Source organism: Rhodopila sp., from assembly GCF_965277165.1.
Classification (GTDB): domain Bacteria; phylum Pseudomonadota; class Alphaproteobacteria; order Acetobacterales; family Acetobacteraceae; genus Rhodopila.
In genome coordinates, this window is sequence record NZ_CBDICE010000005.1 from 1,082,574 (window position 1) to 1,108,013 (window position 25,440).

The window sequence follows — 25,440 nt, forward strand, 5'->3', positions numbered from 1 at the left end:
AAGGTGCTGGTCATGATGGCCTTGTTCAGTGATATCCCTGGCAGCCTGCCTCGCAGGAAACCAACCGGCATGCCCCGCGCAAAATCGGCTCCTTGCCGATGATTCCCGGCATCATCCTGTTCCCCGGCATCAATCGCGAGCGCGACATGGCGATCGCGCTGGAGGCCGCGTTCGGCCACAAACCGCGGATGATCTGGCACAAGGACAGCGATCTGTCCGGTGTTGACCTGATCGTCATCCCCGGCGGCTTCAGCTTCGGCGACTACCTGCGCTGCGGCGCCATGGCAGCGCAATCCCCGATCATGCGCGCGGTGCACGACCACGCGGCGCGCGGCGGCTACGTACTGGGGGTCTGCAACGGCTTTCAGATCCTGACCGAGGCGGGCATCCTGCCGGGCGCGCTGTTGCGCAACGCCTCGCTGCGGTTCCTGTCGATGGACTGTCACCTGCGGGTCGAGCGTGCCGACACCGCGTTCACCCGCCAGTACCAGCGCGGCCAGACGTTCCGCGCCGTGCTCGCCCACGGTGACGGCAACTATTTCGCTGATGCCGCCACGCTGGACCGTCTGGAGGGTGAGAACCTGGTGGCGCTGCGCTATGCCACGCGATCCGGCGAGGTCACCCAGCAGGCGAATCTGAATGGCAGCGCGCGCGGCATCGCCGGCATCCTGAGCCCGAACCTGCGGGTGCTGGGGCTGATGCCGCACCCCGAGGACCTGGTCGATCCGCTGATGGGCGACATTGACGGCAAGAAGCTGTTCGACGCGCTCGCCGCGGCGTAGACCTGGGGTATGAACCCGACCGTCGACGAAGCCACCGCCCGCAGTTTCGGCCTCAGCGCCGAGGAGTATGGCCGTGTGCTGACTATCATGGGGCGCACCCCCAGCCTGACCGAGCTTGGCGTGTTCAGCGTGATGTGGTCGGAGCATTGCAGCTACAAATCGTCTCGGGTATGGCTGAAGCAGCTCCCGAGCAAGGCGGCCTGGGTGATCCACGGTCCTGGGGAGAATGCCGGCGTGGTCGATATCGGCGACGGCCTGGCCGCGGTCTTCAAGATGGAAAGCCACAACCACCCGAGCTTCATCGAACCTTACCAAGGCGCGGCGACCGGCGTGGGCGGCATCCTGCGCGACGTGTTCACCATGGGCGCGCGGCCGATCGCCAATTTGAACGCGCTGCGCTTCGGCCGCGCCGGCGATCCGCGTACTAAGCGGATTGTCGATGGCGTGGTGCGCGGCATCGGCGGCTATGGCAACTGCGTCGGCGTGCCGACGGTGGGCGGCGAGATCAATTTCCACCCGGCCTATGACGGCAATCCGCTGGTCAATGCGATGACCGTCGGCATCGCGGCGAAGGATCGGATCTTCCTGTCCGCCGCCGCCGGCATCGGCAACCCGGTGGTCTATGTCGGATCGAAGACCGGGCGTGACGGGATCCACGGCGCGACCATGGCCTCGGCCGAGTTCGCAGCGGATTCCGAGGACAAGCGTCCCACCGTTCAGGTCGGCGACCCGTTCACCGAAAAATTATTGATCGAGGCCTGCCTTGAACTGATGGCCACTGACGCGATCGTCGCCATCCAGGACATGGGCGCGGCGGGGCTGACCAGTTCGTCGGTGGAGATGGCCGGCAAGGGCGGCGTCGGCATCGAGCTCGACCTCGATCGGGTGCCGGCGCGCGAGACCGGGATGACCGCCTATGAGTTCATGCTGTCGGAAAGCCAGGAACGCATGCTGATGGTGCTGCGCCCCGACCGTGAGCAACTCGCGCGCGAGATCTTCGCCAAGTGGGACCTGGATTTCGCGGTGATCGGGCGGATCACCGATTCGGGACGCATCGTGGTGCGCTACCACGGCGCGGTGGAAGCCGATATTCCGCTGGCGCCGTTGAACGACCAGGCACCGCTGTATACGCGGCCGACAGTCGATACGCCGAAATCGGAAAAGCTGAACCCGGCGCGGATCGAGGATCGCTTCGGGCTGACCCGAGCGCTGGAGAAACTGGTGGGCTGCCCGGATCTGTGTTCCAGGGCCTGGGTGTGGGACCAGTACGACAGCACCGTCGGCGGCCAGACGGTGAAGCGTCCCGGCGCCGCCGACGCTGCCGTGGTGAAGCTGGAGGGACTGCGGCGGGCGCTGGCGCTGACCACTGATTGCACGCCGCGCTACTGCCTGGCGGATCCGGAGACCGGCGGTGCGCAGGCGGTCGCCGAAGCCTGGCGCAACCTGACCGCGGTGGGCGCCAAGCCGCTGGCGATCACCGACAACATGAATTTTGGCAACCCGGAAAAGCCCGAGATCATGGGACAGTTCGCCGCCGCGATCCGCGGCATGGCGGCGGCCTGCGAGGCGCTGGACTTCCCCGTGGTGTCGGGCAATGTCAGCCTTTACAACGAGACCGACGGCCGCGCGGTGCTGCCGACCCCGGCGATCGGCGGCCTGGGTGTGCTGGATGATGCGGCCAAGGCGGTTGGTTTGGCGTTGCCGCCCTGGCTCGACATCGTGCTGATCGGCGCCACCACCGGCTGGCTGGGCCAGTCGATCTGGCTGCGCGAGATCGCCGGGCGCGAGGATGGCGCGCCGCCGCCGGTCGATCTGGCGGTGGAGAAGGCCAACGGCGACTTCATCCGCGGCTATATCCTGGACGGCACGATCCGGGCCTGCCACGACGTCTCCGACGGCGGCATCCTGGTCGCCATCGCCGAGATGGCGATGCTGAGCGGGTTCGGCGCCCGGCTGTCCACTCACCCGCGCGACATCCCCGGCCACGCCTTCTGGTTCGGCGAGGACCAGGCGCGCTACATCGTGGCGGTGCCGGATCACGCCAACTTCACCCGCACCGCCGAGGCCGCCGGGATACCGGCGCTGCGGCTGGGCACCTCGGGCGGGCAGGATTTGACTCTGCCCGATGGCGGCACGATATCGATTGCGGCGCTGCGGGCGGCGCACGAGCGGTTTCTGCCGTCGTGGATGGACGGAAGCTGGAAGGAAAGCACCTGATGGCGATGGCGGCCAACGAGATCGAGGCGCTGATCCGGGCGGCGTTGCCGGATGCACGGGTCACTGTTGAGGACCTTGCGGGCGATGGCGACCACTACGCCGCGAGCGTGGTCAGCGAGTCGTTTCGCGGGATTTCTCGCGTCAAGCAGCATCAGATCGTCTATGCCGCGCTGCGTGGCCGGATGGGCGGCGAGCTTCATGCCCTTGCATTACAGACCTCGGCACCCGAATAATCAGGGGTGTTCGGGCAGGTCGTGGTTGGATCAGCCGGGACGGTCGCGACATCGGACTCCGGGTAATCGGCCGATCCGGGTCGTGACACAGAGGTTAGGGCAAGGAGTTGCGCAGCATGGCTGACACGGTTTCCCATCGGATCCAGAACGATATCACGCAGAACGACGTGATGCTCTACATGAAGGGCACGCCGATGTTCCCGCAGTGCGGGTTCTCGGCGCGGGTGATCCAGATCCTGACCCACATGGGCGTTGCGTTTCAGTCCGCCAACGTGCTGGAGGACGCCGAACTGCGCGAGGGTGTCAAGACGTTCTCGCAGTGGCCGACGATCCCGCAGTTGTATGTAAAAGGCGAGTTCGTTGGCGGTTGCGATATCATCACCGAGATGTTTCAGGACGGCGAGTTGGAGACGTTGCTGAAGCAGCAGGGTGTGCCGGTCAAGGCCTGAACAGGCTGCTGGGAGCTGCCGGCGCGGCGAGATAGCCTCGGCCACTTCGGTGCGGCCATGTCCGGCGGTCAGGCGCGACGTGACGGCCCAATGCAATGCGGCGTCGCGGTCGCGTTAACCCCTTGTTCACCGGATCCGCGTGATACTCGGCCTTCCGCCATCGGAGGCGAGCGTTCGTGCGCATCGGCGTCATTGTTCCCGCGTTCAACGTGGCGCCGTTCCTGCGCCGGACCTTGCAGTCGGTGGTCGATCAGACGCATGCCGACTGGTCGCTGATCGTCGTCGATGATGGGTCCACCGACGCCACCGCCGCGGTGGCCGACGAGGTCCGGGACCCTCGCATCAGCCTGATTCGGCAGGCCAACGCAGGCGTTTCGAGCGCGCGAAATCGCGGTATCGATCTGGCTTTGAGCGCCGGCCACGACGCGGTCCTGTTCCTGGATGGTGACGACTGGCTGGCGCTGGATGCTTTGTCGCTACTGGCGGCGACGCTTGACGCGGCGCCTTGGGCGGTCGCGGCGTGCGGACGCCATGCCCGGGTCGGGTCGAACCGGGATGGCTGGCTGTCCCCCGCCCCGCCCGAGGGGTGCGTGTTGGAGCGTCTGATGATCCGCAACTTGTTCGCCAACGGCGGCCACCTGCTGATCCGGCGCGAAGCGATCGCCGATGCCGGCGGGTTTCGCACCGACCTTTCGTATGGCGAGGACTGGGAGTATTGGACACGTCTGGCGCTGCGCGGCGAATTCCGAGCGGTTCAGTCCGACGGGCCATTGCTGTTCGTTCGCGAACGCCCCGGCAGCGCCTATCTGTCGCATGGGACCGACCCCGGCGCGTATCGCCCGGCGATGGATGCGATCCATTCCAATCCGGCGTTCGCCGACCGGCTGGGCCAGGCTCGGATGAGATATTTGAAGCGCCGGGCGGAGGCGGAGACCGCGTGGGCGGTGGGGCGCGAACTGATTCGCCATGGCCGGCTGCTGGACGGCCAGCGTTGGCTTGGACGCTCGCTCCGCGATGCGCCGAATCTGAAGCGGCTGGCGATGATCGGGCTATCGTGGGGCCGCTTAGGGCCATTTCGACCCTATCATCGGGTTGCCTGACAGCGGATTCGCTATCGGTAGTGTGATTGACAGCATACCCGGATTTAGTGCCAACTATCCCGTGCAATCGTATTTGGCTTGCCTTTCTGCGCTCCCGTCTTCGGCTGCCTCAGGAGGTCCAAAGACCCGGTTGTCTTAAGCATCGCGTGATCTTGCGACGATGCATGGACGGAGAAGTAAGCAGACATGACGACCGGCACAGTCAAGTGGTTCAACACCACCAAGGGTTATGGATTTATCATGCCGCAGGATGGCGGCAAGGATGTGTTCGTCCACATCACCGCGGTTCAGGCCGCCGGTCTGCGCGGATTGGACGAAGGACAGAAGGTCACCTTCGACGTCGCGATGGAGCGCGGCAAATCGACGGCGACGAACCTGAAGCCTGCCTAGTGACCCGGGTCTGAGTTCGCCTCAGTAGGCGGACCCCAGTCTCGTGCCATTAGTGCGTTGCTCGCAGCGGCTTGCCTGCCTTCTGCGTCCGACGCTTTTCGCGTTGAACGTCAGGGACAGGACACGAGGCTTTGGGAGGGTTCGGCTAAGCGGCCGGTTGGTGGGACAGCCGGTCGTAATTCTGAGGAGGATAAGACCATGGCCGTCGGAACGGTTAAATGGTTCAACGCGACCAAAGGATATGGCTTCATCATGCCGCATGACGGCGGCAAGGACGTTTTCGTTCACATCACGGCGGTTCAGGCCGCTGGCCTCAAGGGGCTGAACGACGGACAGAAGGTCAGCTACGAAGTAGCTATGGAACGCGGCAAGGCGGCGGCCACGAACCTGAAGCTGGCCTGACCTAGCGCTTCTTCACGGCATATCCCCTGCTGGCATTCTTTCCGGCTGGCATTACTTCCGGCTGGGCCGTTTGTGGATGGCACCAGTTTGGCCGCGTGCTCGCGAGGTCGTTTCATGTTCTCTTTGCCGGAGCTCGAGCGCGCCGCCGAGCTGGTCCACCGATATCTGACCGCCACGCCGCAAATTGCCTGGCCGCTGCTGCGCCAGCGGATCGATGCCGAGGTCTGGGTCAAACACGAAAACCATCTGCCGACCGGCGCCTTCAAGGTGCGCGGCGGGGTCGTGTTCGCCGAGCGTCATTCACGCCAGGATGGGTTGGGCCAGGATGGGGCGCGTCGGGATGGAGTGCGCGGGCTGGTTTCGGCGACGCGGGGCAATCACGGCCAGTCGCTGGCCTGGGCCGGCGAACGCTTCGGCCTGCCGGTGGTGATCGTCGTCCCGCTCGGCAACAGCGCGGAGAAGAACGCCGCGATGGCGGCGCTCGGCGCGACGCTGATTGAGCATGGGGCCGATTTCGAAGAGGCTCGCGAAGCCGCGCAGCGCCGGGCCGCCGCCGAGGACCTGGTGTTCGTGCCCTCATTCGCGCCCGACCTGGTCAAGGGCGTAGCCAGCTATGCGCTGGAGCTGTTCCGCTCGGCGCCGCCGCTGGATGCGGTCTACGTGCCGATCGGGCTTGGATCGGGCATCTGCGGCACCATTCTGGCGCGCGACCTGCTGGGCTTGGGCACCGAGGTCATCGGGGTGCAGAGCACGGGCGCCGACTGCTATGCGCGATCGTTCGCCGCCGGCTGCGTCGTTGCCGGCAACCGTGCGGATACCAAGGCCGATGGCATCGCGGTGCGCCAACCCGACCCGGAGGCCCTGCGCATCATCCTTGGCGGCGCCGCCCGGGTCGTGACGGTCGAGGACGCGGCCATCGCAGAAGCGATCGGGGTGTACTGGACCGACACGCACAATTTGGTCGAGGGAGCGGGAGCGGCCCCGTTGGCCGCGCTGATGCAGGAGCGCGAGGCGATGCGCGGCAAGCGGGTCGGGTTGATCGCCAGCGGCGGCAATATCGACCTTGCGCTGTTCCGGTCGTGGGTCGGGTAGCGCTTTGACTGGCGCGCCTTGAACGGTCCGCCGGCGCTCATGCGCTAGTGCCCCGAGTCCGAAGTTCGCCATATCAGGCGAACATCAGCGTCGGGACACCAGCTATTTGTTTTCAGTGGCCTGCCGACCCCATACGTCCGCCGCAAAGTGCGGCGAGCTTCTGGGGCAGGATACTAGGGCATTATCGTGTCTGGTTGACCCGATAATGCCCCGCGAGTCATTGCTTTAGCGAGCGATTCACGCTTTTGGTGATGCCACCAGAAGCGATCGCGCGCTAATCACGGAACCCGCAGTCCTTCAGCGCGGCAAGCATATGCGACGGTGGCGGGGCGGTGGCATCGACCGGCGGGTCGAGCGGCAGGTGGATGGCCCGAGCCAGCAGGTGCAGCGTGGGGCCGGCGGTGCCATAGCGGTCGTCACCGAGGATCGGGGTGCCGATGACCGTGCAATGCACCCGCACCTGATGGGTTCGCCCGGTCCTCGGCGTCAACTGCAGCCAGGTTGTGCGGCGGGTGCGGCCAAGCACCTGCCAGTCGGTGGCGGCCGGCTGGCCTCGGTGGTCGGCGACGATGCGCCAGCCTTGGGCTGTGCTGATCCGACGCAACGGAGCGGTGACGCAGCCCTGGTCGGCGGAGGCCCGGCCTTGCACCACTGCCCAGTAGGTCTTGCGCACCGAACCGGACGCGAAGGCAGCCTGCGCGGCCAGCAATGGGGGTCGGCGCAAGGCGATCAGCAGACAACCCGAGGTGTCCGCGTCCAGGCGATGGGCCAGCCATGGCCCGTCCTTGCGACGCGACAAGATGGGGAACCAGTGTTCCACGCTGCGGCCGCCGGCGGGGCCGCCATGCACCGGCAACCCGGCCGGCTTGTCGACCACGACGAAGCGCCGGTCCTGGAACAGGATGCTGGGCAAGAAACCGCTGGGGTTGTCCGGGAACATAACGCAAGCCTATTGACGTTACTTTGGGAGGTCACGGTCTGTCGGGTGGCGCTGTTTGTCGCCCATCCGGCGGACGGCGTAGTCTCGGCGGCGACGCACATCAGAGGCAACCGGACCGTGAAAATCGCCCGCATCGAGACCTTCCTGTTCGACCCCGGCACGGCGAAGAATCTGCTGTTCTGCCGGGTCGAAACCGAAAGCGGCGTGCATGGCTGGGGCGAGGCTTATGTCACCCCCGGCAAGGAACCGGTGATCGAGCACCTGCTGCGCGAACTGGCCAAGTACATGGTCGGGCGGGAGGCGTTCGCCATCCGCCACACCGCGCAGGTGGTGTTCGAGGATTTCGCCATGCGGCGCACCTCACTGGACCTGATGTCGGCGTGGAGTGCCATCGAAATCGCGATGTGGGACATCGTCGCCAAGCAGGCCGGCCAGCCGCTATACAACATCCTGGGCGGTCCCTCGCGGCAGCGGGTGAAGGTCTATGCCAACGGCTGGTCCAGCGGCACCGACAGTATCGAGCGAAACGTCGATCGGGCGTTGGCGGTCAAGCAGGCCGGCTATAGCGCGCTGAAGTGGGATCCGTTCCCCGGACCATGGCGCAGTTTCATCCATCGCGAGGACGAGGATCACGTCGTGCGATATGTCCGCGAGATGCGTCAGGCGCTGGGTCCCGACTTCACCCTGCTGGTCGAGGCGCATCGCCGGCTGGCTCCGATGCACGCGATCCGGGTCGGGCGGCGGATCGCCGAGTATGACATCGGCTGGTACGAGGAACCGTGTCTGTGCGACAACATCGAACTCGTGGCCGAGGTTCGCCGGGCGCTGCCGATGCCGATCGTCACCGGTGAGGCGATCTATTCGAAGGAAGGCTTCGCGCAGGCGCTGGCCGCGCGCGCGGCCGACATCATAAATCCCGACATCTGTAACTGCGGCGGTATTTCGGCGATGCTGGATATCGCGGCGATGGCTCAGCCGCACGCGGTGGCGATCGCGCCGCATAACTACAACTCGACGCTGATCGGCCTGGCGGCGACGGTGCAGCTTTCGGCGATGATACCGAATTTCTGGATCGCGGAGTGCTTCGTCAATCTGCAGCCGGCGTGCGACGAGATCGCGGTGACGCCGTTGACGGTGGACCAGGGATTCGTCGATCTGCCGACCGCGCCCGGCATTGGTGTCGATCTTGATGTCGGGCGGCTGCGGGCCCGGCCGTATCGCGACATGGGGACACGGATGGGCAAGGGGCTGCGATCCTATGCCGAGGAGTTTCCGCGCAAGCATTACGCGGTGGCGGCGACGCGTACCGGGTATTGAGGCTTCAGCCGAGCTGGTCGATGAAGCGGGCGGCGTCTTCGGGCAACAGCAGGCGGTCGTGCAGCAGTGCCTCGGTTACCGCGCGCACCGCCTCGGCGTAGGCGGTACCCTGATAGCGAGTGGCCAGGGACGGTCTTGGGTCGCTGCCGCGTTCGGCCTCGGTTGCGGCGAATGCCAGGAAACTGCCGTCGCGGTCGGCGAGTTCGCCGTCTGGGTGGGGTGATCTGTAGAGGTTCCAGCCGGTGAACGTGCCGCGCGGGGCGGCGAGATCGGGGAGCCGGATGCCGGCGCGTTCGTTGCCGTCGCCGTCAACCTGCGGCACCAGACAGACCCAGGCGGGGCCTGATGGCGCCGGATCGACCCAGTCGGCCAGCGGCGCGGCGTCGTTCGCCGCGTGCGGTCGGACCAAGCCGGGGATCGCCGGGAAGGCGACCTGCCCGGCCGGCACCAGCGTCCCGTCCTCGAACCGGGGCACCCGGCTGTCAGGCGGTGCGCGGCCGGTCGAGACCCATTCATCCAGCGCCAGCAACAGGGCCCGGATCGCCGGCATCGGGTCGTGCCAGTTGCGCGGCTGCAGGCAGGGTCCGCGGTCGCGCGGCATTCCGGCCTTGCCGCCATGCTGCGCGCCGGCGATCAGATAGGCTCGCACATTCGGCGGCAGCGCGATGTCGCGCCTGCCCAGCGGATCGGTGTGCAGCAGGGATGCGCCTTTCTGCCAGTATTCGGTCGAGGTGTTGGTTTCGATCAGTTTGGGATCGGTAGCGCCGTCGCGCATCAATCCGCCGCTGGCGCCGGTGACGGGATCATCCATCGCGGCCGAGGAATGCGGGAATTCCAGTTCGGGGAAGTCATGATCTTCGTGCCAGGTGCGGGTGCGGAATGGCTGGCCGAACGGGGTGTTGTGGAACACCCGCCCGATGCCGGCGACGTGGGTGAAGACTCCGTCGAACACGCGGCGGCCCTGTTCATCGCGGTTGAAGCTCTGCGCGATGTGATCGCGCAAGTAACGACCGGCCTGTGAGATGCCGAAGGCCAGGGTGTGTTCGACGGGGCGGCCGATCAGGTCGCCGCCATGGTGGCGCATGTGGCTGACGATGTCGCGGGTCGCCGCAAAGCCGATCCCGAGCACACGGGGGTTGGTCGCGAGGTAGCGGACTTCATAAATCGAGCCGGGCTCGATCGCCGCGACCGGGCGCACCGAACGGCCGTCGAGGGTTTCCGATGCCACGGCGAGGCGCGGGGCGGTCTGGGTCCGGCGCACCGTCAAGCTGGCGGGTCCGATTGCCTGGTAGGTGAGCTTGAAGGTTTCGAGCACGCCGAGGCGGGTGGCGGAGACAAATTCCTCGCGGATGGGCTTTGTCATGCCCTCGATGATTGGGACGTCGAGGGACAGTCCGGTGGGCTTCGGCGCGCCGGGGTCCCACCCGGTCCACAGCAAGGCGAAGCCCTTGCGCAGGGGCAGCGCGTTGCCGAGGTCCTCGGGTGTTGCCGGCTGGTTGCCGGGGGCGCCGGCGCAGAGGTTGGCGAAAAGCATGATGCGGCCGCGGTTGTTCACCTCATACAGCAGGCGTCCGTTGCCTCGGGATGCGTCGAGCGGGCGCAGCAGCACAAAGTCGCTGCGGTAGGGGACGTGGCCGGACCCGTCGCGCGGCGCCTGGTCGAGCAGGGCGATGCCCCGATTGCCGGGATGATCGGGGTCCAGCGCGCCGACGGCGACGCCGTCGATGCGTTCATAGGCACCGGTGTCGCCGAACCTGGCGCCGCCGACGAAGGGTGCGCGGTGCTTGATCTCGATGCCGGTGATCATGTCCAGTGCAACTCCGCTTCGCTGCGTTCCTGCAGCCCATCCCGCGTCATGCCGGCGACCATGTCCAGCACGCGGAAACCGGCCGGGGTGACTTCGAGCACCGCGAGGTCGGTATAGACGCGCTGGACGACGGCCTTGGCGGTCAGCGGGTAAGTGCAGGCGCGGCGGATGCGGGAACCGCCGTGGCCCTTGGTGATGTGCTCCATCGCCACCCACAGGCGTTTCGCGCCGATCGCCAGGTCCATGGCGCCCCCGATCTGCTTGACCGGCTCGTCGGGCGAGCGGGCCCAGTTGGCGATGTCGCCGTTCTCGGCGACCTCGAACGCACCCAGCACGCAGAGGTCGAGGTGGCCGCCTCGAGCGATGGCGAAGCTGTCGGCGTGGTGGACGAACGATCCGCCGGTGCGCAGGGTGATGTGCTGGGTGCCGGCGTTGACCAGATAGGGGTTGATGTTGTCCGCGGCGGGGGCCGGGCCGGCGCCAATCACACCGTTTTCGGAATGAAAGATCACCTCACGCTCGATCGGCACGTGGTCGGACACGCCGGTGGGAATGCCGATGCCCAGATTGACGAACCAGCCCTCGGGGATGTCCTGGGCGATGCGGGCGGCGATGCCGGCGCGGTCCAGCGGACGGAAGATCATGGTGGTTTCCTTCAACCGGGGACATGCACGACGCGGTGGACAAAGACGCCGGGCGTGTGAACGTTGGCGGGTGGGATGTCACCGAGCGGAACGACGTGGCGGGCCTGCGCGATGGTCAGGCGGGCGGCGCTCGCCATGACCGGGTTGAAGTTGCGGGCGCTTTCGCGGTGCGTCAGGTTGCCCCAGCGGTCGGCTTCCCAGGCGTCCACCAAGGCGAAGTCGCCGGGCAGGGGGTATTCCAGCAGGCAGTTGCGACCGTCGATGATGCGGGTCTCGCGGCCCTCTGCCAGCAGGGTGTCGGCGCCGGTCGGAGTGTAGAAAGCCGGGATGCCGGCACCCGCGGCGCGCAGGCGTTCGGCCAGAGTGCCTTGCGGAACGATCTCGAGGTCCAACTTGCCGGCGGCGAACAGGCGGCCGGCGACGCTGTCGGGGCGGACGAAGCTGCAGATCAGCTTGCGGACGTGGCCTGAAGCCAACAGATCGGCGGTCGGGCCGGTGTCGCGGCCGCCGGAGTTCACCACCAGGGTAAGGTCTCGCGCGCCTTGCACGACCAGGCCGGCGGCCAGTGCTTCCGGCGTGCCGTTGCCGAAGCCGGGCAACAGGACGACGGCGCCGTCTTCGATGCCGGCCAGGGCGGCCGTCACGTCGGCCACGAACTTATCGATCATTCTTGCGCTCTTGGTGCTGCGGTAATGGCATTCTGAGCGCTTCCGCAATCGGATGGCAACGCGAGCGGCGCCGGAGGCAACCAAGGATCGGGTTCGCTGGGGATTCGGGCGCTGGCGAGATTGGCTGGAAACCTCGGCCGGCGCGCGGCGTTCACGCCGACGCGGCCGGTCCGTGCCGACGCGATCGGTCGGGCGTATCAAACTCGGCATTGGAGAAACGCAATGGCGATCGAGCCGCAGCCGCTGCCGCCCGAACTTCCCGGCCCGGGAGACGACGTTCCGGGGCAGGAGGTGCCGGTCCCGGCTGATCCTGGGCCGCCGGGCCCAACGCAGCCGCCGAGCCTTTAGAGCAGTTTCAGCCGGAGTGTACAGCCTGGAAACTGCTCTATCTCTTTGTTTGGTCGCATGATCGACACGCTGTGAACGTTCCGCTCAACGTGATTCTGCTCTACGCCGACGCGTTCTCGGTTACCGGGACAGCCTGTTGTTCGGCGACAGCCAGACATGCCGCCAATCGGCCCGCCGCCGGATACCGTTCCGGCGGCACCCCATCGAGGCAGGCCTGCATCCGGCGTGGGCAGCGCGGAGCGAACGCACAGCCCCGCGGCAGGCGGCGCATGTCGGGCGGGCTGCCGGGGATCGCATCGATGTCGCGATCGCGCGGCTGGCCGTGCACGGTGGAGGCGAGCAGGCCCGCGGTATAGGGATGCGCCGGACTGCTGAGCACCTGCGCGACCGGCCCGCTCTCGACGATGCGCCCAGCATACATGACAGCGATGGTGTCGGCGATCTCCGCCGCCACGCCGAGGTCGTGAGTGACGAAGATCATGCCCATGCCCAGCTCGCGCTGCAGCCGGCGCAGCAGGATCAGCACCTGCACCTGCACGGTCGCGTCCAGCGCCGTGGTCGGCTCGTCTGCCAGCAGCAGTTGGGGTTTGCACGACAGCGCCATGGCGATCATGGCGCGCTGGCGTAGGCCGCCAGACAGCTCGTGCGGATAGGCGTCCAGCCGACGTTCGGCGGAGGGCACGCGCACCAGTTCGAGCAGCTCCAGCGCGCGGGCCCGGGCGGCGCGGCGATCGCAGCCGGTGTGGCGGCGGACCGCCTCGATGATCTGCTGGCCGACGGTGTAGACCGGATCGAGCGCGGTCATCGGCTCCTGGAACACCATCGACACCAGGCCGCCGCGCAGGTCGCCCAGCGCCCGCTTGGATAAGCTCGGCACGTCCTGGCCGACGACGTTGATGCGTCCCTCCACTCGCGCGCGGTCCGGCAGCAGCCGCATCAACGCGCGCAAGGTCACGCTCTTGCCGGAGCCGGATTCGCCCAGGATGCACAGCACCTCACCGGGCCGCACGGTGAAGCTGACGCCGTTGACCGCGTGCACGGTGGCCTCGCGGCTGACGAAGCGGACCTTAAGATCTTCCACCTCGGCAAGAAGTCTGGGGACGAGAAGAGCGGGGTTGTCGGTCATCTCAGGCACTCCCGGCATCCTGTGGCGCACGGCTATGCCCTGACCTTGGATCGGTCATCAGGCAGGCGGCAACGTGCGAGTCGGGTCCCTCCCAGGCGCCAAGGGTGGGATCCTTCGACGCGCAGATGGGTTCGGCGAAGGGGCAGCGGGTATGGAAGCGGCATCCGGTGGGCGGATCGATCGGATTGGGCGGGTCGCCGGTGATCGGCGCCTCCTGGATCCGATGGGCCGGATCCATCGACGGGCGGGAAGCGAGCAGGGCACGGGTATAGGGATGCCGGGGGTGCTCGAAGATCGCGTCCGACGGGCCGAGCTCGACGACACGGCCGAGATACATCACCAGCACGCGGTCGCTGATGTAGCGCACGATGTTCAGGTCGTGGCTGATGAAGACAAAGGTCAGGTTGAACTGCCGCTTGAGCGCGCGCAGCAGGTTCAGCACCTGCGCCTCGACCGACTTGTCCAGCGCCGAGACCGGCTCGTCCAGGATCACCATGCGCGGCCCGGTTGCCAGCGCACGGGCGATGTTGACGCGCTGTTTCTGGCCGCCGGACAGCTCGTGCGGGTAGCGGGGTCCGAACAGGTCCGGGTTCAGTCCGACCCTTCCCAGGATGTCGCGGGCGATGTCGCGTGCCTGGGTTTTCGGCTTGCCCTGGACGAACGGGCCGAAGGCGACGGAATCGCGGATCGGCATGCGGGGGTTGAGCGACGAGTAGGAGTCCTGGAACACCATCTGCACCTGGCGGCGCAGGGCGTCGACGGCGATGCCGTCCGGGGCGGCGACCATGTCGCCATCGAATACGAGGTTCCCGGACGTCGGCACCAGCAGGTGCAGCAGCAGTCGCGCCAGGGTGGATTTGCCGCAGCCGGATTCGCCGACGATGCCCAGGGTCTCACCCTTACGGACAGTGAACGAAATGCCGTCCACCGCCTGCACCGACTTGCCGGGCACGCCCTTGACCGGAAAATGCTTCTTCAGATCGGTGGCGATCAGCAGCGGCTGCATGGGGCCGCCGCGGTCACGCGGATCGAGGGATTCGGGGGCCGAGAGGTCCATGGTCACATCCGCACGTCCATGGCCGCGCGCAGACCATCGCTGACCAGATTGAAGCACATCGAGGTGATGAAGATCGCCACGCCGGGCAGCGCGCAGACGATGGGTACGACGTAGATCGATTGTCGCAAGGTGCTGAGCATCAGGCCCCAGTCCGCCACCGGCGGGCGGACACCGAGGCCCAGGAACGACAGGCCGGAGGCGAGCAGGATGCTGACGCTGACCAGCGACGACGCATAGATGAAGACCGCGCCCAGCACGTTGCCCAGCACGTGGTAGCGAATGATGACGAAGGTGCTGGCGCCGCTGGCGCGCGCGGCCTCGATGAAGTCGAGCGAGCGGACCTGCGTCGTCGCGGTCTCGGCGACGCGGCACATCGGCGGGATGAACACCAGGGTCAGCGCCAGCATGCCGTTGAGGATGCCGCCGCCCATCGCGCCGGCGACGGCGACCGCCAGCAGCACCGAGGGGAATGCATAGAACACGTCCATCGTGCGCATGATGGCGGTGTTGGTGCGCCCGCCGGTGAAGCCGCCGAACACACCGAGGCCGCCGCCGATCGTCGAGGCGATCAGCACCGGCACCACGCCCATCAGCAAGGAGACGCGCCCGCCGTAGATCAGCCGCGTCACCATGTCGCGGCCGAGTTCGTCGGTGCCCAGCAGATGGCCGCGCCAGCCGAACGGCTTCAGGCGGCCGATGATGCTTTCCTTATAGGGATCGAACGGCGCCACCAGCGGCGCGAATACTGCCGCCAATACGATCAGCAGCACGATGGCGCCGAAGATCAGGGTGGCCTTGTCGTGACGCAGGCGGAAGCCAACCGACTGCCAGTAGCTGCGGATGCGGGTCGCCGGGGCGACCTGTTCCTCGAAGCTGTCCGGCGAGCCGGTCAGGGCGATACCATCGGCCATGGGTTGTGCTCCGCTTCAGGTGCGGCTGATGCGGGGGTCGATCAGCGACTGCAGCAGATCGACCACCAGGTTGGTGACGACGAAGATCAGCGACAGCACCAGGATGGTGCCCTGCAGCACCGGCACGTCGCGGTTGATGATCGCGTTGCTCAGCAGGAAGCCGCTGCCCGGCCAGGTGAACACGGTCTCTACCAGGATCGAGCCGCCCAGCAGGTAGCCGAACTGCAGGCCCATCACCGCCATGACCTGCGGCATTGCGTTCTTCAGCACGTGCCGCGTCACCGCCCACTCGGACAGGCCCTTGGCCCGCAAGGTCTGCACGAAGTCCTGGTTGCGCACCTCGGCCACCGCGGCGCGGGTGGTGCGGGCCAGGATGCCGATCGGGATCATGGCCAAGGTGATGACCGGCAGGACGAGGAACTTCGCGTTGCTCCACTGCAGGATGTTAAAGCCGGCGGACCCGTTCGGCCCCATGCCGGTGGCCGGCAGCACCATGTATTCGACGGCGAAGACGATCACCAGGACGATCCCGAGCCAGTAGTTCGGCACACTGACGCCGACCACGGCAGCACCGGTGACCACCCGGTCAATCCAGCGGCCGGGGAAGCAGCCGGCCACAACGCCCATTCCGTAGCCGAGGAAGAACGAGAGCGGGACGGCGAAAACGCAAAGCAGCGCGGTGTTGGCCAGGGCGTTGGAGACCTCCAGGATGACCGGCCGGCGGGTCGAGATCGAGACGCCGAAATCACCCGTCAACACACGACCGAGCCAGATGACGTACTGGACCGGGATCGGCTTGTCGAAGCCATAGGCGTGCTTGACGATGGCGATGGTTTCCGCCGTCGCGTCCGGCGGCATTACGGTCTCCAGCGGGTCGCCCGGTGCGATGTAGACAAGCGAGAAACACACCACGCTGACGCCGATGGCGATGGGGATGGCGTAGAGGATGCGTCGCAGGATGTAGCGGATCACGCGCGAGGCTCTCCTTCACCAAACGGGGAGACCGGCGGGGTGCGGCTGGCCCGCGCCTTGTGGCTCATGGCGAAACGCTGACCGGGGTCAGGTCCTGGAACCAGCTCTGCGCCTGAACGAAGCCATGCACCTTGGGCGACAAGGCCCGCGGGTTGAGGTCATGGGCGACGAAGATCAGCACGGCGTTCGCGTTCATCTTCTCGTTCAGCTGGGTCAAAAGGGCCAGACGCTTGGTGTCGTCGAACTCGGCGAAAATCTCGTCGCACAGCTTGTCGGTGGCGGCGTCCTTGTAGTGGCCCCAGTTGCTGCCCTTGGGCGCCCACTGCTTGGACCAAACGTGGCGGATCAGCGCGTTGAACGGATCCTGCGTCTGGCGGCTGACGTTGATGCCGCTGATGTCGGGATATTTGTCGACCCCGGCTCGGGTGATATCCAGCAGCGCGTTCCAGTCCATGGTCTGCAGGGTGACCTGGAAGCCGACAGCCTCCATTTGCGATTTCACCAGCTCGTTCATCGGCAGCGGCTGCATTTGACCGGAGCCCGAGGTCGAGATCGCAAATGTCACCTTGCAGGGCACGCAGCCGGCTTCCTTCAGCAGCGCCTTCGCCTTGGCCGGGTCGTATTTGTAGAGCTTGGGATGCCCGTAGTAGGGCGTCGACGGCGGAACGGTGGAGAAGCCCTCGAGCATCAGCCCGTTCAGCAGTTCCTTCATGTCCCCGCGGTTGAGCGCGTAATTCGCCGCCTGACGGACGCGAAGATCGGTGAACGGGCCTTTCACGAAATTAAGCTGATAGGTCCAGTTGTGCGGATAGGTGTTGGTGATGATCTGCATGCCAGCGGATTTGAGCCGAGCGATGGCATCGGGCGATGGCGCCTCGATCCAGTTCACCTGGCCGGACAGCAGGGCGGCGGTACGGGTGGAGGCTTCGGGCATCGGGATCAGCACCAGCTTGTCCTGCTTCGGCACCCGCGCCTGGTCCCAGTAGTCCTTGTTGGGGACCATCTCCATCCGCTGGTGCGGGACCTCGCGGGCGAAGCGGTAGGGGCCGGTGCCGGACGGGTGCTTGGCGTATTCGCCCCAGTTGTATTTTGCTTCTTTCGCCCGGCAGGGGCTGATCATCATGACGTAGCTGATCTCGTAGGGAAACAGCGAGTCAGGCACGGTGGTCTCAAAAGCGACGGTGTGATCGTCGATCTTGCTGACCCCGGCGAAGTTGCCGAGGTAGGATCGCGCCTGGGCAAACTGCGCAGGATTGAACTGCGGCGCTTTCGGATCGTCGGAATAGCCGAGGTTCCACAGCACATCGTCGGCGGTGAACGGACAGCCATCCTGCCACTTCACGCCCTGGCGCAAGGTGAAGATCCAGCGCTTATGGTCGTTCGGGTCGATATGCCATGCGGTGGCAAGGCCAGGCTTGATGTCCGAGGCCTTGTCGGATTTCGACAGGTCCCACAGCACCAGTGAGTCATACAGGTTGTAGCCAACGAAACGATAGCCTTCGAAGCCCTGATCGGGGTTGCCGGTGGTCACCGGAAGGTCGCCGGCGGTCATGCCGACAATCAAGGTTCCGCCGGCCCGCGCGCCCGTCGCGCCCATCGCGAACAGGCCGAGGACGGCCACCAGGGCACGCGCCAATATATTACGTTTCACCATCTATCTCCAGCAAGGCCTTCATGCCGCGGTGTTGTCCTGCCGCCCGCGGCACCCCGGCATGGTTGCCAACGGCTCAGGGGGATACCGAAACAGGGGTCAGATCCTGGAACCAGCTTTGCGCCTGCACGAAGCCATGCACCTTTGGCGACATCGCCCGCGGGTTGAGGTCGTGCACGACGAAGATCATGACGGCGTCGCGGCCTTCCAGCTCATGCAACTGGGTCAGCAGCGCCAGTCGTTTGTCGGCGTCGAATTCGTTGAAGATCTTGGTGATCAGGACCTCGGCCTGGGGGTTTTCGTAGTGCCCCCAGTTGGACCCCGCCGGTGCCCAATAGGCTTTGCCCACCAGCTTGATGATGGCGTTGACCGGATCGAGCAAGCCACGGGAGAAGTTGAGACCGTCGTAGTCGGGATACTTGTCCACGCCGGCACGGTAGACATCGAGCAGCGCGTTCCAGTCCATCGGCTTGATGGTCACCTGAAAGCCGGCCTCTTCCATCTGCGATTTCACTAGCTCGTTCATCGGCAGCGGCTGCATCTGGCCGGAGCCCGAGGTCGAGATGGCGAACGTCACCTTGCACGGCAGGCAGCCGGCTTCCTTCAGCAGAGCGCGAGCCTTCGCCGGGTCGTGGTGATATTTCGGCGGATTGCCGTAGTACGGCATGCTTGGCGGCACGACGTCGTACTCGGGCATCGCGGTGCCGTCCAGCAGCTCGACGACGTCCTTGCGGTTGATCGCGTAGTTGGCCGCCTGTCGCACCCGCAGGTCCTTGAACGGGCCGCGCACGAAGTTCAGCATGTACGGCCAGTCATGCGGGTAGACGTTGGTGACGATGCGCATGCCGGCGGATTTCAGCCGCGGGATCGCATCGGGCGACGGCGCCTCGATCCAATTGACCTGCCCCGCGAGCAGGGCGGCGGTGCGGGTCGAGGCTTCCGGCATCGGGATCAGCACCAGCCTGTCCTGCTGCGGGATGCGCGACTTGTCCCAGTACTGGAAGTTCGGCACCAGTTCCAGCCGCTGATGCGGCACCATGCGATCGAACCTGTAGGGTCCGGTGCCGGAGGGATGCTGCGCGTACTGTGCCCAATCGTAGTGCAGCGCCTTGGCTCGGCAGGGGCTGATCATCATGATGTAGCTGAGGCTGTAGGGAAACAACGATTCGACGAAGTTTGTTTCGATGGCGACGGTATGGTCGTCGATCTTGGAAACCGACTTGACGTTTGTCATGAAGCTTCGTGTGAAGGCGAATTGCTGCGGCGAGAAGTACGGCGCCTTCTGATCGGTACGGAAGGAAAAATTCCAGACCACATCATCGGCGGTGAATTTGCAGCCGTCGTGCCAGGTAACCCCGTCGCGCAGATGCAGGATCCAGCGCTTATGGTTATTTGGATCGATCTCGTATGAGGTCGCCAGGCCGGGGCGGATCTCCGACGCCTTGTCGGCCTTCGACAGATCCCAGAGCAGCAACGAGTCGTAGAGATTGTAACCAACGAAACGATAGCCCTCGAAGCCCTGGTCGGGGTTGCCGGTGGTCACCGGAATGTCGCCGGCGGTCATCGCCACGGTCAGGGTGCCGCCGCGGGCCTGTGCCGCCGGGTGGGTGAACACGAGCAGGGCCGACGCGGCGATCGTCAGGATCAGCGGACGCAACCGGCGGAGCGGGTGGAGCAGGCGCAACAGCGGGATCCTCGTGCATGCGGGCAACGAGGCTTGTTGAGTGCATTATCCGTACCACCGCCGGGGTGAGGCGAAAACCCTGGCGCTGGGCCAGGGGGACTGAGCAATTTTGTGGCGTCTGACGTCCGCCGGTTCGGAGAACGCCGTTTCTGTAGGCGTCCCGGGCGAGGACGGGCTAAGATATATACGCAACTTGGCCGCGACTGTTCATCATGGGCCGGCCAGACCTTGGGGTGGCAAGCGTGGTGCCAGGCTCCGGACCCGACTTCAGGGCCACCAGATGATGATGGCCGACAGGCCGACCGTCGAGAAGAAGTTGTGGGCGAGCTTTTCATAACGGGTTGCAACCTGGCGCCAGTCCTTCTGATGAGCGAGGGTGCGCTCGATCAGGTCGCGCAGTTTGTAGGTCGCGGTGTCAAACGCCGGGACGTTGTTTCGGGTCGGGTTTGGATGTGAATGCCTTTGCGCAAGAGCTGCTGCCGACGCACCAGCATCACCTGGCGCTGGCGAAGCGCCTTGATCCCAATGCCTGATCGCGGCCCCTAGGTTTAATGGCCGCGATGTGCGGGGCTCGGGCGCGGGCTACAGCGACGCTGCCCTAAACAGCCGGGGTTCATCAGGGAGCCCCCCGCACAGCCGAGTCAGGCAGCCGCCTTCGCCTCTCGCCGGCGGCGGTGCAGGATGAACTCGGTATAACCGTTGGGCTGGGTGCGGCCATCGAAGATCAGATCGCGGGCCGCCTTGAACGCCACGCCATCGAAGCCGGGCGCCATTGGCCGATACAGCGGATCGCCGGCGTTCTGGCGGTCGACGACCAGGGCCATGCGCTGCAAGGCCTCGGTCACCTCGGCCTTGGTGACCACGCCATGATGCAGCCAGTTGGCGATGTGCTGGGATGAAATGCGCAGCGTCGCGCGGTCCTCCATCAGGCCGACATCGTGGACGTCCGGCACCTTGGAACAGCCGATGCCCTGGTCGATCCAGCGCACCACGTAGCCGAGGATGCCCTGGCAGTTGTTGTCCAGTTCCTGGCGCAGATCGTCGGCCGACCAGTTCTGGCCCTCGGCCAGCGGGATGGCGAGCAGATCGGTGAGCGGGGCGCGCGCGCGCCTGGCGAGCTCGGTCTGTCGAGCGGCGACGTCCACCTGGTGGTAGTGCAGCGCGTGCAGGGTGGCGGCGGTGGGCGAGGGAACCCAGGCGGTGTTGGCCCCGGCCATTGGATGGGCCACCTTCTGCGCCAGCATGTCGGCCATTCGATCCGGGGCCGCCCACATCCCCTTGCCGATCTGGGCCTTGCCGCGCAGGCCGCATTCAAGCCCGATATCGACGTTCTGCTCCTCGTAGGCCTTGATCCAGGTGGTGCCCTTCATGTCGTTCTTGCGGATCATCGGGCCGGCTTCGATCGAGGTGTGGATTTCATCGCCGGTGCGGTCCAGGAAGCCGGTGTTGATGAACACCACACGTTGCGCGGCGGCGGCGATGCAGGAAGCCAGATTGGCCGAGGTGCGTCTTTCCTCGTCCATGATGCCCATTTTCAGGGTGTTCGGCGCGAGCCCGAGGATGTGTTCGACGCGGCTGAACAGCTCGGCGGTGAGCGCGACCTCTTCGGGGCCGTGCATTTTCGGCTTCACGATATAGACCGACCCGGCTCGGCTGTTCCTGATCGGGCCCTTGGCGTTCAGATCGTGCATCGCCAGCAGCGAGGTGACCGCGGCGTCGAGAAAGCCTTCCGGGGTTTCGGCGCCGGCGGGATCGAGTACCGCATCGGTGTACATGTGGTGACCGACATTGCGGATCAGCATCAGGCTGCGCCCGGACAGCCACAGGCTGCCGCCGGTGGGTTTGGTGTAGTGGCGGTCGGGGTTGAGCTTGCGGGTCATCATCTGACCGGCCTTCTCGAAGGTGTCCGCCAGCGTGCCGTTCATCAGGCCGAGCCAGTTGCGGTAGGCCAGCACCTTGTCGTCGGCATCGACGGCGGCGATCGAATCCTCGCAATCCTGGATCGTGGTCAGCGCCGCCTCGATGATCAGATCAGCCACGCCGGCCGGGTCGTGCTTGCCGATCGGGTTGCCGCGGTCGATGACGATGTCGAGATGCAAGCCGTTGTGCCTCAACAGCACGCTCGATGGCGCCGACGCCTCGCCCTGGTAGCCGGCGAACTGCGTGGGGTGTTTCAGCCCGGTCGTTGCGCCGCCGCGCAGGCTGACGGACAAGGCGCCGTCGCGCACGGCGTATGCTGCGACATCGGCGTGGCTGCCGGCGACAAGCGGCGCGGCGCTGTCGAGGATGGCGCGAGCCTTGGCCACGACGCGATCGCCGCGGACCTTGTTGTAGCCGGGGCCACGGGTCGCGCCGCCGTCTTCCGGGATGGCGTCGGTGCCGTAGAGCGCGTCATACAGGCTGCCCCAGCGGGCGTTGGCCGCATTCAGCGCATACCTGGCATTGGTTACCGGCACGACAAGTTGCGGACCCGCCAGGATGGCAATTTCGGGGTCGACGTCGGCGGTGCTGACCGCGACCGCGGATGGATCACGGACCAGATAGCCGATGTCGCGCAGGAAACCGAGATAGGCATCGGCGTTGGCAGGCCTTGCCTTGTTGGCGAGGTGCCACGCGTCGATCTGGCGCTGCATGCTGTCGCGCTGATCCAGCAGGTGCCGGCAACGCGGCCCCAGGTCAGCCAGCAAGGCGGCGTAGCCGCGCCAGAACGCATCGGCGGTGATTGAGGTGCCCGGCAAGGCTTCCGTGTTAACAAAATCGTATAGTGGCTTGGCGATGCGGAGGCCGGCGGACTCGACATAGTTCATAAAGATGCCTCCTGACGGGCGGAAAAGTGCTAAGGATGCCGATATACGACCGAATCGTTGCCCGGGCCACCCCGCCGCCGTGATGGCGATATCGCTATCAGTCGACAGCGGAGCACAGCCGCGCGATCTGCTTGCCGAGGTGAGCTTGACATGCCGATCCCCCGCCCAATCTGCCGGGTGCGGATGATGGCTAGGCCTCATTCGCGTGACGTTTCCCCCCCAAACTTGAGCGGCGCCCCAGGGCGCCGCTTTTTTGGGCGCCGCTTTTTTGTTCCGCCCCGCTTGTTTGTTCCGCCCGGGCCCGGCTCGCGGTGAGGCCACGGGTAGCTGTGGGTCGATCTGGGTGAAATCCCGCTGTCCGGGGTCAATCCCTTGTATCGGAAACCCGGCGGATCCTGCCGGGGTTGTCCCCGTCCTCGGGCAGCGGCAAGACCAGCACGGCGCGCAGTCCGGGACGGTTGTCCTCCAGGCGCAGTTCGCCGCCATGCAGGTGGGCCACGGCAAGGACCAGTGACAGTCCAAGCCCCGATCCCGGCGTGCTGCGGGCGGATTCGCCGCGGTAGAAGCGGTCGGTCGCCTGCTCGCGCTCGTCGTGGTCGATGCCTGGACCGTGGTCGCCGACGGTGATCAGGACCGCCGACGAAATCACCGCCGTCAGGTCGACCGCCTTGCCCTCGGGTGAGAATTTGACCGCGTTGTCGACCAGGTTGGCGATCGCCTGCTGGATCATCTCCTTGTCGCCATAGGCGGGCACCGCTTCAGGCGCCTGCAGAGTCAGGGCGATGCCGCGTTCCTCGGCGACCGCGCCATACAGGTCGACGACCTCGTCCAGCAGCGGGGCAAGGTCGAGACGCGCGAACGACGAGCGGCGGGACCCGGCCTCGATCTCGGCGATCCGCAGCAGCGCCTGGAACACCGCGACGATGCCGTCGAGGTCTTGCGTGGCGCGCTCGATCGCGGCCCGCAGGTCGGCCGGTGTTTCGGCGTGCAGCGCGGCGTCCTCGAGGCGGGTGCGGGCGCGGGTGATCGGGGTGCGCAGATCGTGGGCGATGGCGTTGGAGACCTGCTTGACGCCATCCATCAGCCGGCCGATCCGGTCCAGCATGTCGTTGATGACCTCGGCGACCTGGTCGAACTCGTCACCGCGGCCGGTCAGCCTGACCCGCTGGGCGAAGTCGCCGCCGGCGATCGCGGCGGCGGTGGCCGAGACGTTGGCCAGGGTGCGGCGGAACAGGCTGCGCACCACCAGCGCGCCCGCGGTCGCCATCAGCAGCACGACGACCACCGCCCAGAGCAGGGCGTCGGTCAGCAGGGTGCGCAACTGCGTGCGCACCTGGATGTCGCGCCCGATCAGCAGGTGATAGCCGCCGGGAAGCTCGTAGCGCTGCACGTCGGCCAGCGACTTCATCCCGGCCCGCATCACCGGCAGACCGTACCAGGTTCCGGTTTCGGTCACCGACGGCGGCCAACTGGCCAGATTGCCGGCGATCCGCTTCATGTTGGGGTTAACCAGCAGGTAGATGGCGTCGTCGTCGATATTCTGCGCCAGACGGTCCTCGATGGTGACGACAAGGGCGGGAAGGCCGCCCTCGGCCCAATGTTCGGCCAGGCCCTGCGCGTCGGCGTTGATCGCGGCCTCGGTCTGGCGGTCGAGCAGCCCGGCGGTCGCCCACCACAGGAAGATCGCCAGGGCCGTTGCGCTGAGCGCCAGCAGAAGGGCGTAGATAGCGCCGAATCGGAAGCCGGCCGAGCGGTAAAATTCGCGGTCGAGCATCAGCCGGTCAATCGCTTGCCGTCGGCCGCGGTTACGGCCAATCGCTTGCCGTTGAGTCCCAATACGGCAGGTTTTGTCATCAGCGTGGGGGTAAGCGCTTGAAGCACCGGCATGCTCTGTTGCGTTCTGGCCGAGCGGTTCGCCGCCGGCCGTGTCGGCCGCGCGCGACGTGAGCCGACACTACTATCGCGCATCAGGGACGCGCGATACGCCGCTACTTTTCGGGTATCCGGTTCAGGCGGCCCGATCGTGGACGCTTGGCGGCGGGAATTGTGGACGCTCCGCGTTTCGGTGCTTCCCTGCGATTGGATACTATGGCTGTTCGGCCCGCAACATATAGCCGGCGTTACGCACGGTATGGATCAGCCCGGTCGGGAATGGCTTGTCGACCTTCTGGCGCAGGCGCGAGACGTGCACATCGATCACGTTGGTCTGCGGATCGAAATGGTAGTCCCAGACGCCTTCCAGCAGCATGGTACGGGTCACCACCTGGCCGGCGTGGCGCATCAGGTATTCCAGCAGGCGGAACTCGCGCGGTTGCAGGTCGATCTTCTGCCCCGATCGTTTGACCTGACGCGACAGCAGGTCGAGCTCGAGGTCTTCGACCACCAGCTTGGTGACCGGACCCTCACCCTTGCCGCGGCGGTTCAGCGCTTCCACCCTGGCCAGCAGTTCGGCGAACGCGAATGGTTTGGTCAGGTAGTCGTCGCTGCCGGCCTTGAGGCCTTTCACCCGGTCGTCGACCTCGGCCATGGCGGACAGGATCAGCACCGGCACGGTGTTCTTCTGGCCGCGCAGGGTTTCCAGGATCTTCAGACCATCGATGCCGCCGGGCAGCATCCGGTCGAGCACCACCGCGTCGAAGCTTTCGCTGGCGGCCATGAACAGCCCGTCACGGCCGTTGTCGGCATGTTCCACCACGTGGCCGGCCTCACGCAAGCCCCGCACTACGAAGCCGGCGACGTCCTTATCATCCTCGACCACCAGGATGCGCATGTTGGTCTCCTTTGCTGCCACGATTCGATGCTGGTGTCCCGGTTCGGAAGTTCACGGCGGACTTCGGAACCAG

The 25,440-nt window shown here is 66.1% G+C and carries 22 protein-coding genes; 9 read left to right on the plus strand and 13 right to left on the minus strand.

From position 1 onward, the window contains the following. The first annotated feature begins 98 nt into the window (after positions 1-98). From purQ to ACQY4Y_RS05740, 8 genes are all read left to right on the plus strand, one after another. Positions 99-782 (plus strand): phosphoribosylformylglycinamidine synthase subunit PurQ, encoded by a 684-nt coding sequence (gene purQ / locus ACQY4Y_RS05705; RefSeq protein ID WP_428490741.1) that lies wholly within the window; start codon positions 99-101, stop codon positions 780-782. A gap of 9 nt (positions 783-791) precedes the next feature. Further along, positions 792-2,999 (plus strand): phosphoribosylformylglycinamidine synthase subunit PurL, encoded by a 2,208-nt coding sequence (gene purL, locus ACQY4Y_RS05710; RefSeq protein ID WP_428489585.1) that lies wholly within the window; start codon positions 792-794, stop codon positions 2,997-2,999. Beyond that, positions 2,999-3,232 (plus strand): BolA family protein, encoded by a 234-nt coding sequence (locus ACQY4Y_RS05715; protein ID WP_428489586.1) that lies wholly within the window; start codon positions 2,999-3,001, stop codon positions 3,230-3,232. Before purL ends, ACQY4Y_RS05715 begins: the two co-directional genes overlap by 1 nt. A 116-nt stretch (positions 3,233-3,348) precedes the next feature. Further along, positions 3,349-3,681, plus strand: coding sequence for a Grx4 family monothiol glutaredoxin (grxD, locus tag ACQY4Y_RS05720; protein ID WP_428489587.1), 333 nt, complete (start codon positions 3,349-3,351; stop codon positions 3,679-3,681). A 176-nt stretch (positions 3,682-3,857) separates the two neighbouring features. Next, on the plus strand, positions 3,858-4,781 hold the full coding sequence (locus tag ACQY4Y_RS05725; RefSeq protein ID WP_428489588.1) for a glycosyltransferase family 2 protein: 924 nt from the start codon (positions 3,858-3,860) through the stop codon (positions 4,779-4,781). A gap of 186 nt (positions 4,782-4,967) precedes the next feature. Next, complete coding sequence (locus tag ACQY4Y_RS05730) at positions 4,968-5,171, plus strand: cold-shock protein (RefSeq protein WP_428489589.1); 204 nt, start codon at positions 4,968-4,970, stop codon at positions 5,169-5,171. 198 nt (positions 5,172-5,369) lie between these two features. After that, positions 5,370-5,573: a cold-shock protein gene (locus ACQY4Y_RS05735; RefSeq protein ID WP_428489590.1), complete on the plus strand. Its 204-nt coding sequence runs from the start codon at positions 5,370-5,372 to the stop codon at positions 5,571-5,573. Positions 5,574-5,687: 114 nt separating this feature from the next. Further along, on the plus strand, positions 5,688-6,665 hold the full coding sequence (locus ACQY4Y_RS05740) for a threonine dehydratase (RefSeq protein WP_428489591.1): 978 nt from the start codon (positions 5,688-5,690) through the stop codon (positions 6,663-6,665). Positions 6,666-6,939: 274 nt separating this feature from the next. Here ACQY4Y_RS05740 and ACQY4Y_RS05745 read toward each other — a convergent pair whose 3' ends face one another. Then, entirely contained in the window at positions 6,940-7,605 is a 666-nt protein-coding gene (locus tag ACQY4Y_RS05745) for an RluA family pseudouridine synthase (RefSeq protein ID WP_428489592.1), read from the minus strand. Positions 7,606-7,650: 45 nt separating this feature from the next. Here ACQY4Y_RS05745 and ACQY4Y_RS05750 point away from each other — a divergent pair, with 45 nt between their 5' ends. After that, positions 7,651-8,922: a mandelate racemase/muconate lactonizing enzyme family protein gene (locus ACQY4Y_RS05750; RefSeq protein ID WP_428489593.1), complete on the plus strand. Its 1,272-nt coding sequence runs from the start codon at positions 7,651-7,653 to the stop codon at positions 8,920-8,922. Between the two features lie 4 nt (positions 8,923-8,926). Here the strand turns inward: ACQY4Y_RS05750 and ACQY4Y_RS05755 are convergent, their stop codons facing one another. From ACQY4Y_RS05755 to ACQY4Y_RS05810, 12 genes are all read right to left on the minus strand, one after another. After that, the gene (locus ACQY4Y_RS05755; protein WP_428489594.1) at positions 8,927-10,729 is read right to left on the minus strand and encodes an alpha/beta hydrolase domain-containing protein; all 1,803 of its coding nucleotides are present in this window, start codon (positions 10,727-10,729) and stop codon (positions 8,927-8,929) included. After that, positions 10,726-11,373, minus strand: coding sequence for a 3-oxoacid CoA-transferase subunit B (locus tag ACQY4Y_RS05760; RefSeq protein ID WP_428489595.1), 648 nt, complete (start codon positions 11,371-11,373; stop codon positions 10,726-10,728). Before ACQY4Y_RS05760 ends, ACQY4Y_RS05755 begins: the two co-directional genes overlap by 4 nt. A gap of 11 nt (positions 11,374-11,384) precedes the next feature. Beyond that, complete coding sequence (locus ACQY4Y_RS05765; RefSeq protein ID WP_428489596.1) at positions 11,385-12,041, minus strand: 3-oxoacid CoA-transferase subunit A; 657 nt, start codon at positions 12,039-12,041, stop codon at positions 11,385-11,387. 448 nt (positions 12,042-12,489) lie between these two features. Further along, complete coding sequence (locus ACQY4Y_RS05770) at positions 12,490-13,515, minus strand: ABC transporter ATP-binding protein (RefSeq protein ID WP_428489597.1); 1,026 nt, start codon at positions 13,513-13,515, stop codon at positions 12,490-12,492. A 1-nt stretch (position 13,516) separates the two neighbouring features. Further along, a complete protein-coding gene (locus tag ACQY4Y_RS05775; RefSeq protein ID WP_428489598.1) occupies positions 13,517-14,572 on the minus strand; it encodes an ABC transporter ATP-binding protein in 1,056 nt (351 codons plus the stop codon). A 2-nt stretch (positions 14,573-14,574) separates the two neighbouring features. After that, complete coding sequence (locus ACQY4Y_RS05780; RefSeq protein WP_428489599.1) at positions 14,575-15,483, minus strand: ABC transporter permease; 909 nt, start codon at positions 15,481-15,483, stop codon at positions 14,575-14,577. A gap of 15 nt (positions 15,484-15,498) precedes the next feature. Next, the gene (locus ACQY4Y_RS05785; RefSeq protein WP_428489600.1) at positions 15,499-16,455 is read right to left on the minus strand and encodes an ABC transporter permease; all 957 of its coding nucleotides are present in this window, start codon (positions 16,453-16,455) and stop codon (positions 15,499-15,501) included. 64 nt (positions 16,456-16,519) lie between these two features. Continuing rightward, entirely contained in the window at positions 16,520-18,106 is a 1,587-nt protein-coding gene (locus tag ACQY4Y_RS05790; RefSeq protein ID WP_428489601.1) for an ABC transporter substrate-binding protein, read from the minus strand. 76 nt (positions 18,107-18,182) lie between these two features. Further along, the gene (locus tag ACQY4Y_RS05795; protein WP_428489602.1) at positions 18,183-19,790 is read right to left on the minus strand and encodes an ABC transporter substrate-binding protein; all 1,608 of its coding nucleotides are present in this window, start codon (positions 19,788-19,790) and stop codon (positions 18,183-18,185) included. A gap of 641 nt (positions 19,791-20,431) precedes the next feature. Beyond that, positions 20,432-22,597, minus strand: a complete 2,166-nt coding sequence (locus ACQY4Y_RS05800; RefSeq protein ID WP_428489603.1) for a malate synthase G — start codon at positions 22,595-22,597, stop codon at positions 20,432-20,434. 364 nt (positions 22,598-22,961) lie between these two features. Next, on the minus strand, positions 22,962-24,371 hold the full coding sequence (locus ACQY4Y_RS05805) for a sensor histidine kinase (RefSeq protein ID WP_428489604.1): 1,410 nt from the start codon (positions 24,369-24,371) through the stop codon (positions 22,962-22,964). 312 nt (positions 24,372-24,683) lie between these two features. Next, the gene (locus tag ACQY4Y_RS05810; protein ID WP_428489605.1) at positions 24,684-25,367 is read right to left on the minus strand and encodes a response regulator transcription factor; all 684 of its coding nucleotides are present in this window, start codon (positions 25,365-25,367) and stop codon (positions 24,684-24,686) included. Between the last annotated feature and the right edge of the window lie 73 nt (positions 25,368-25,440).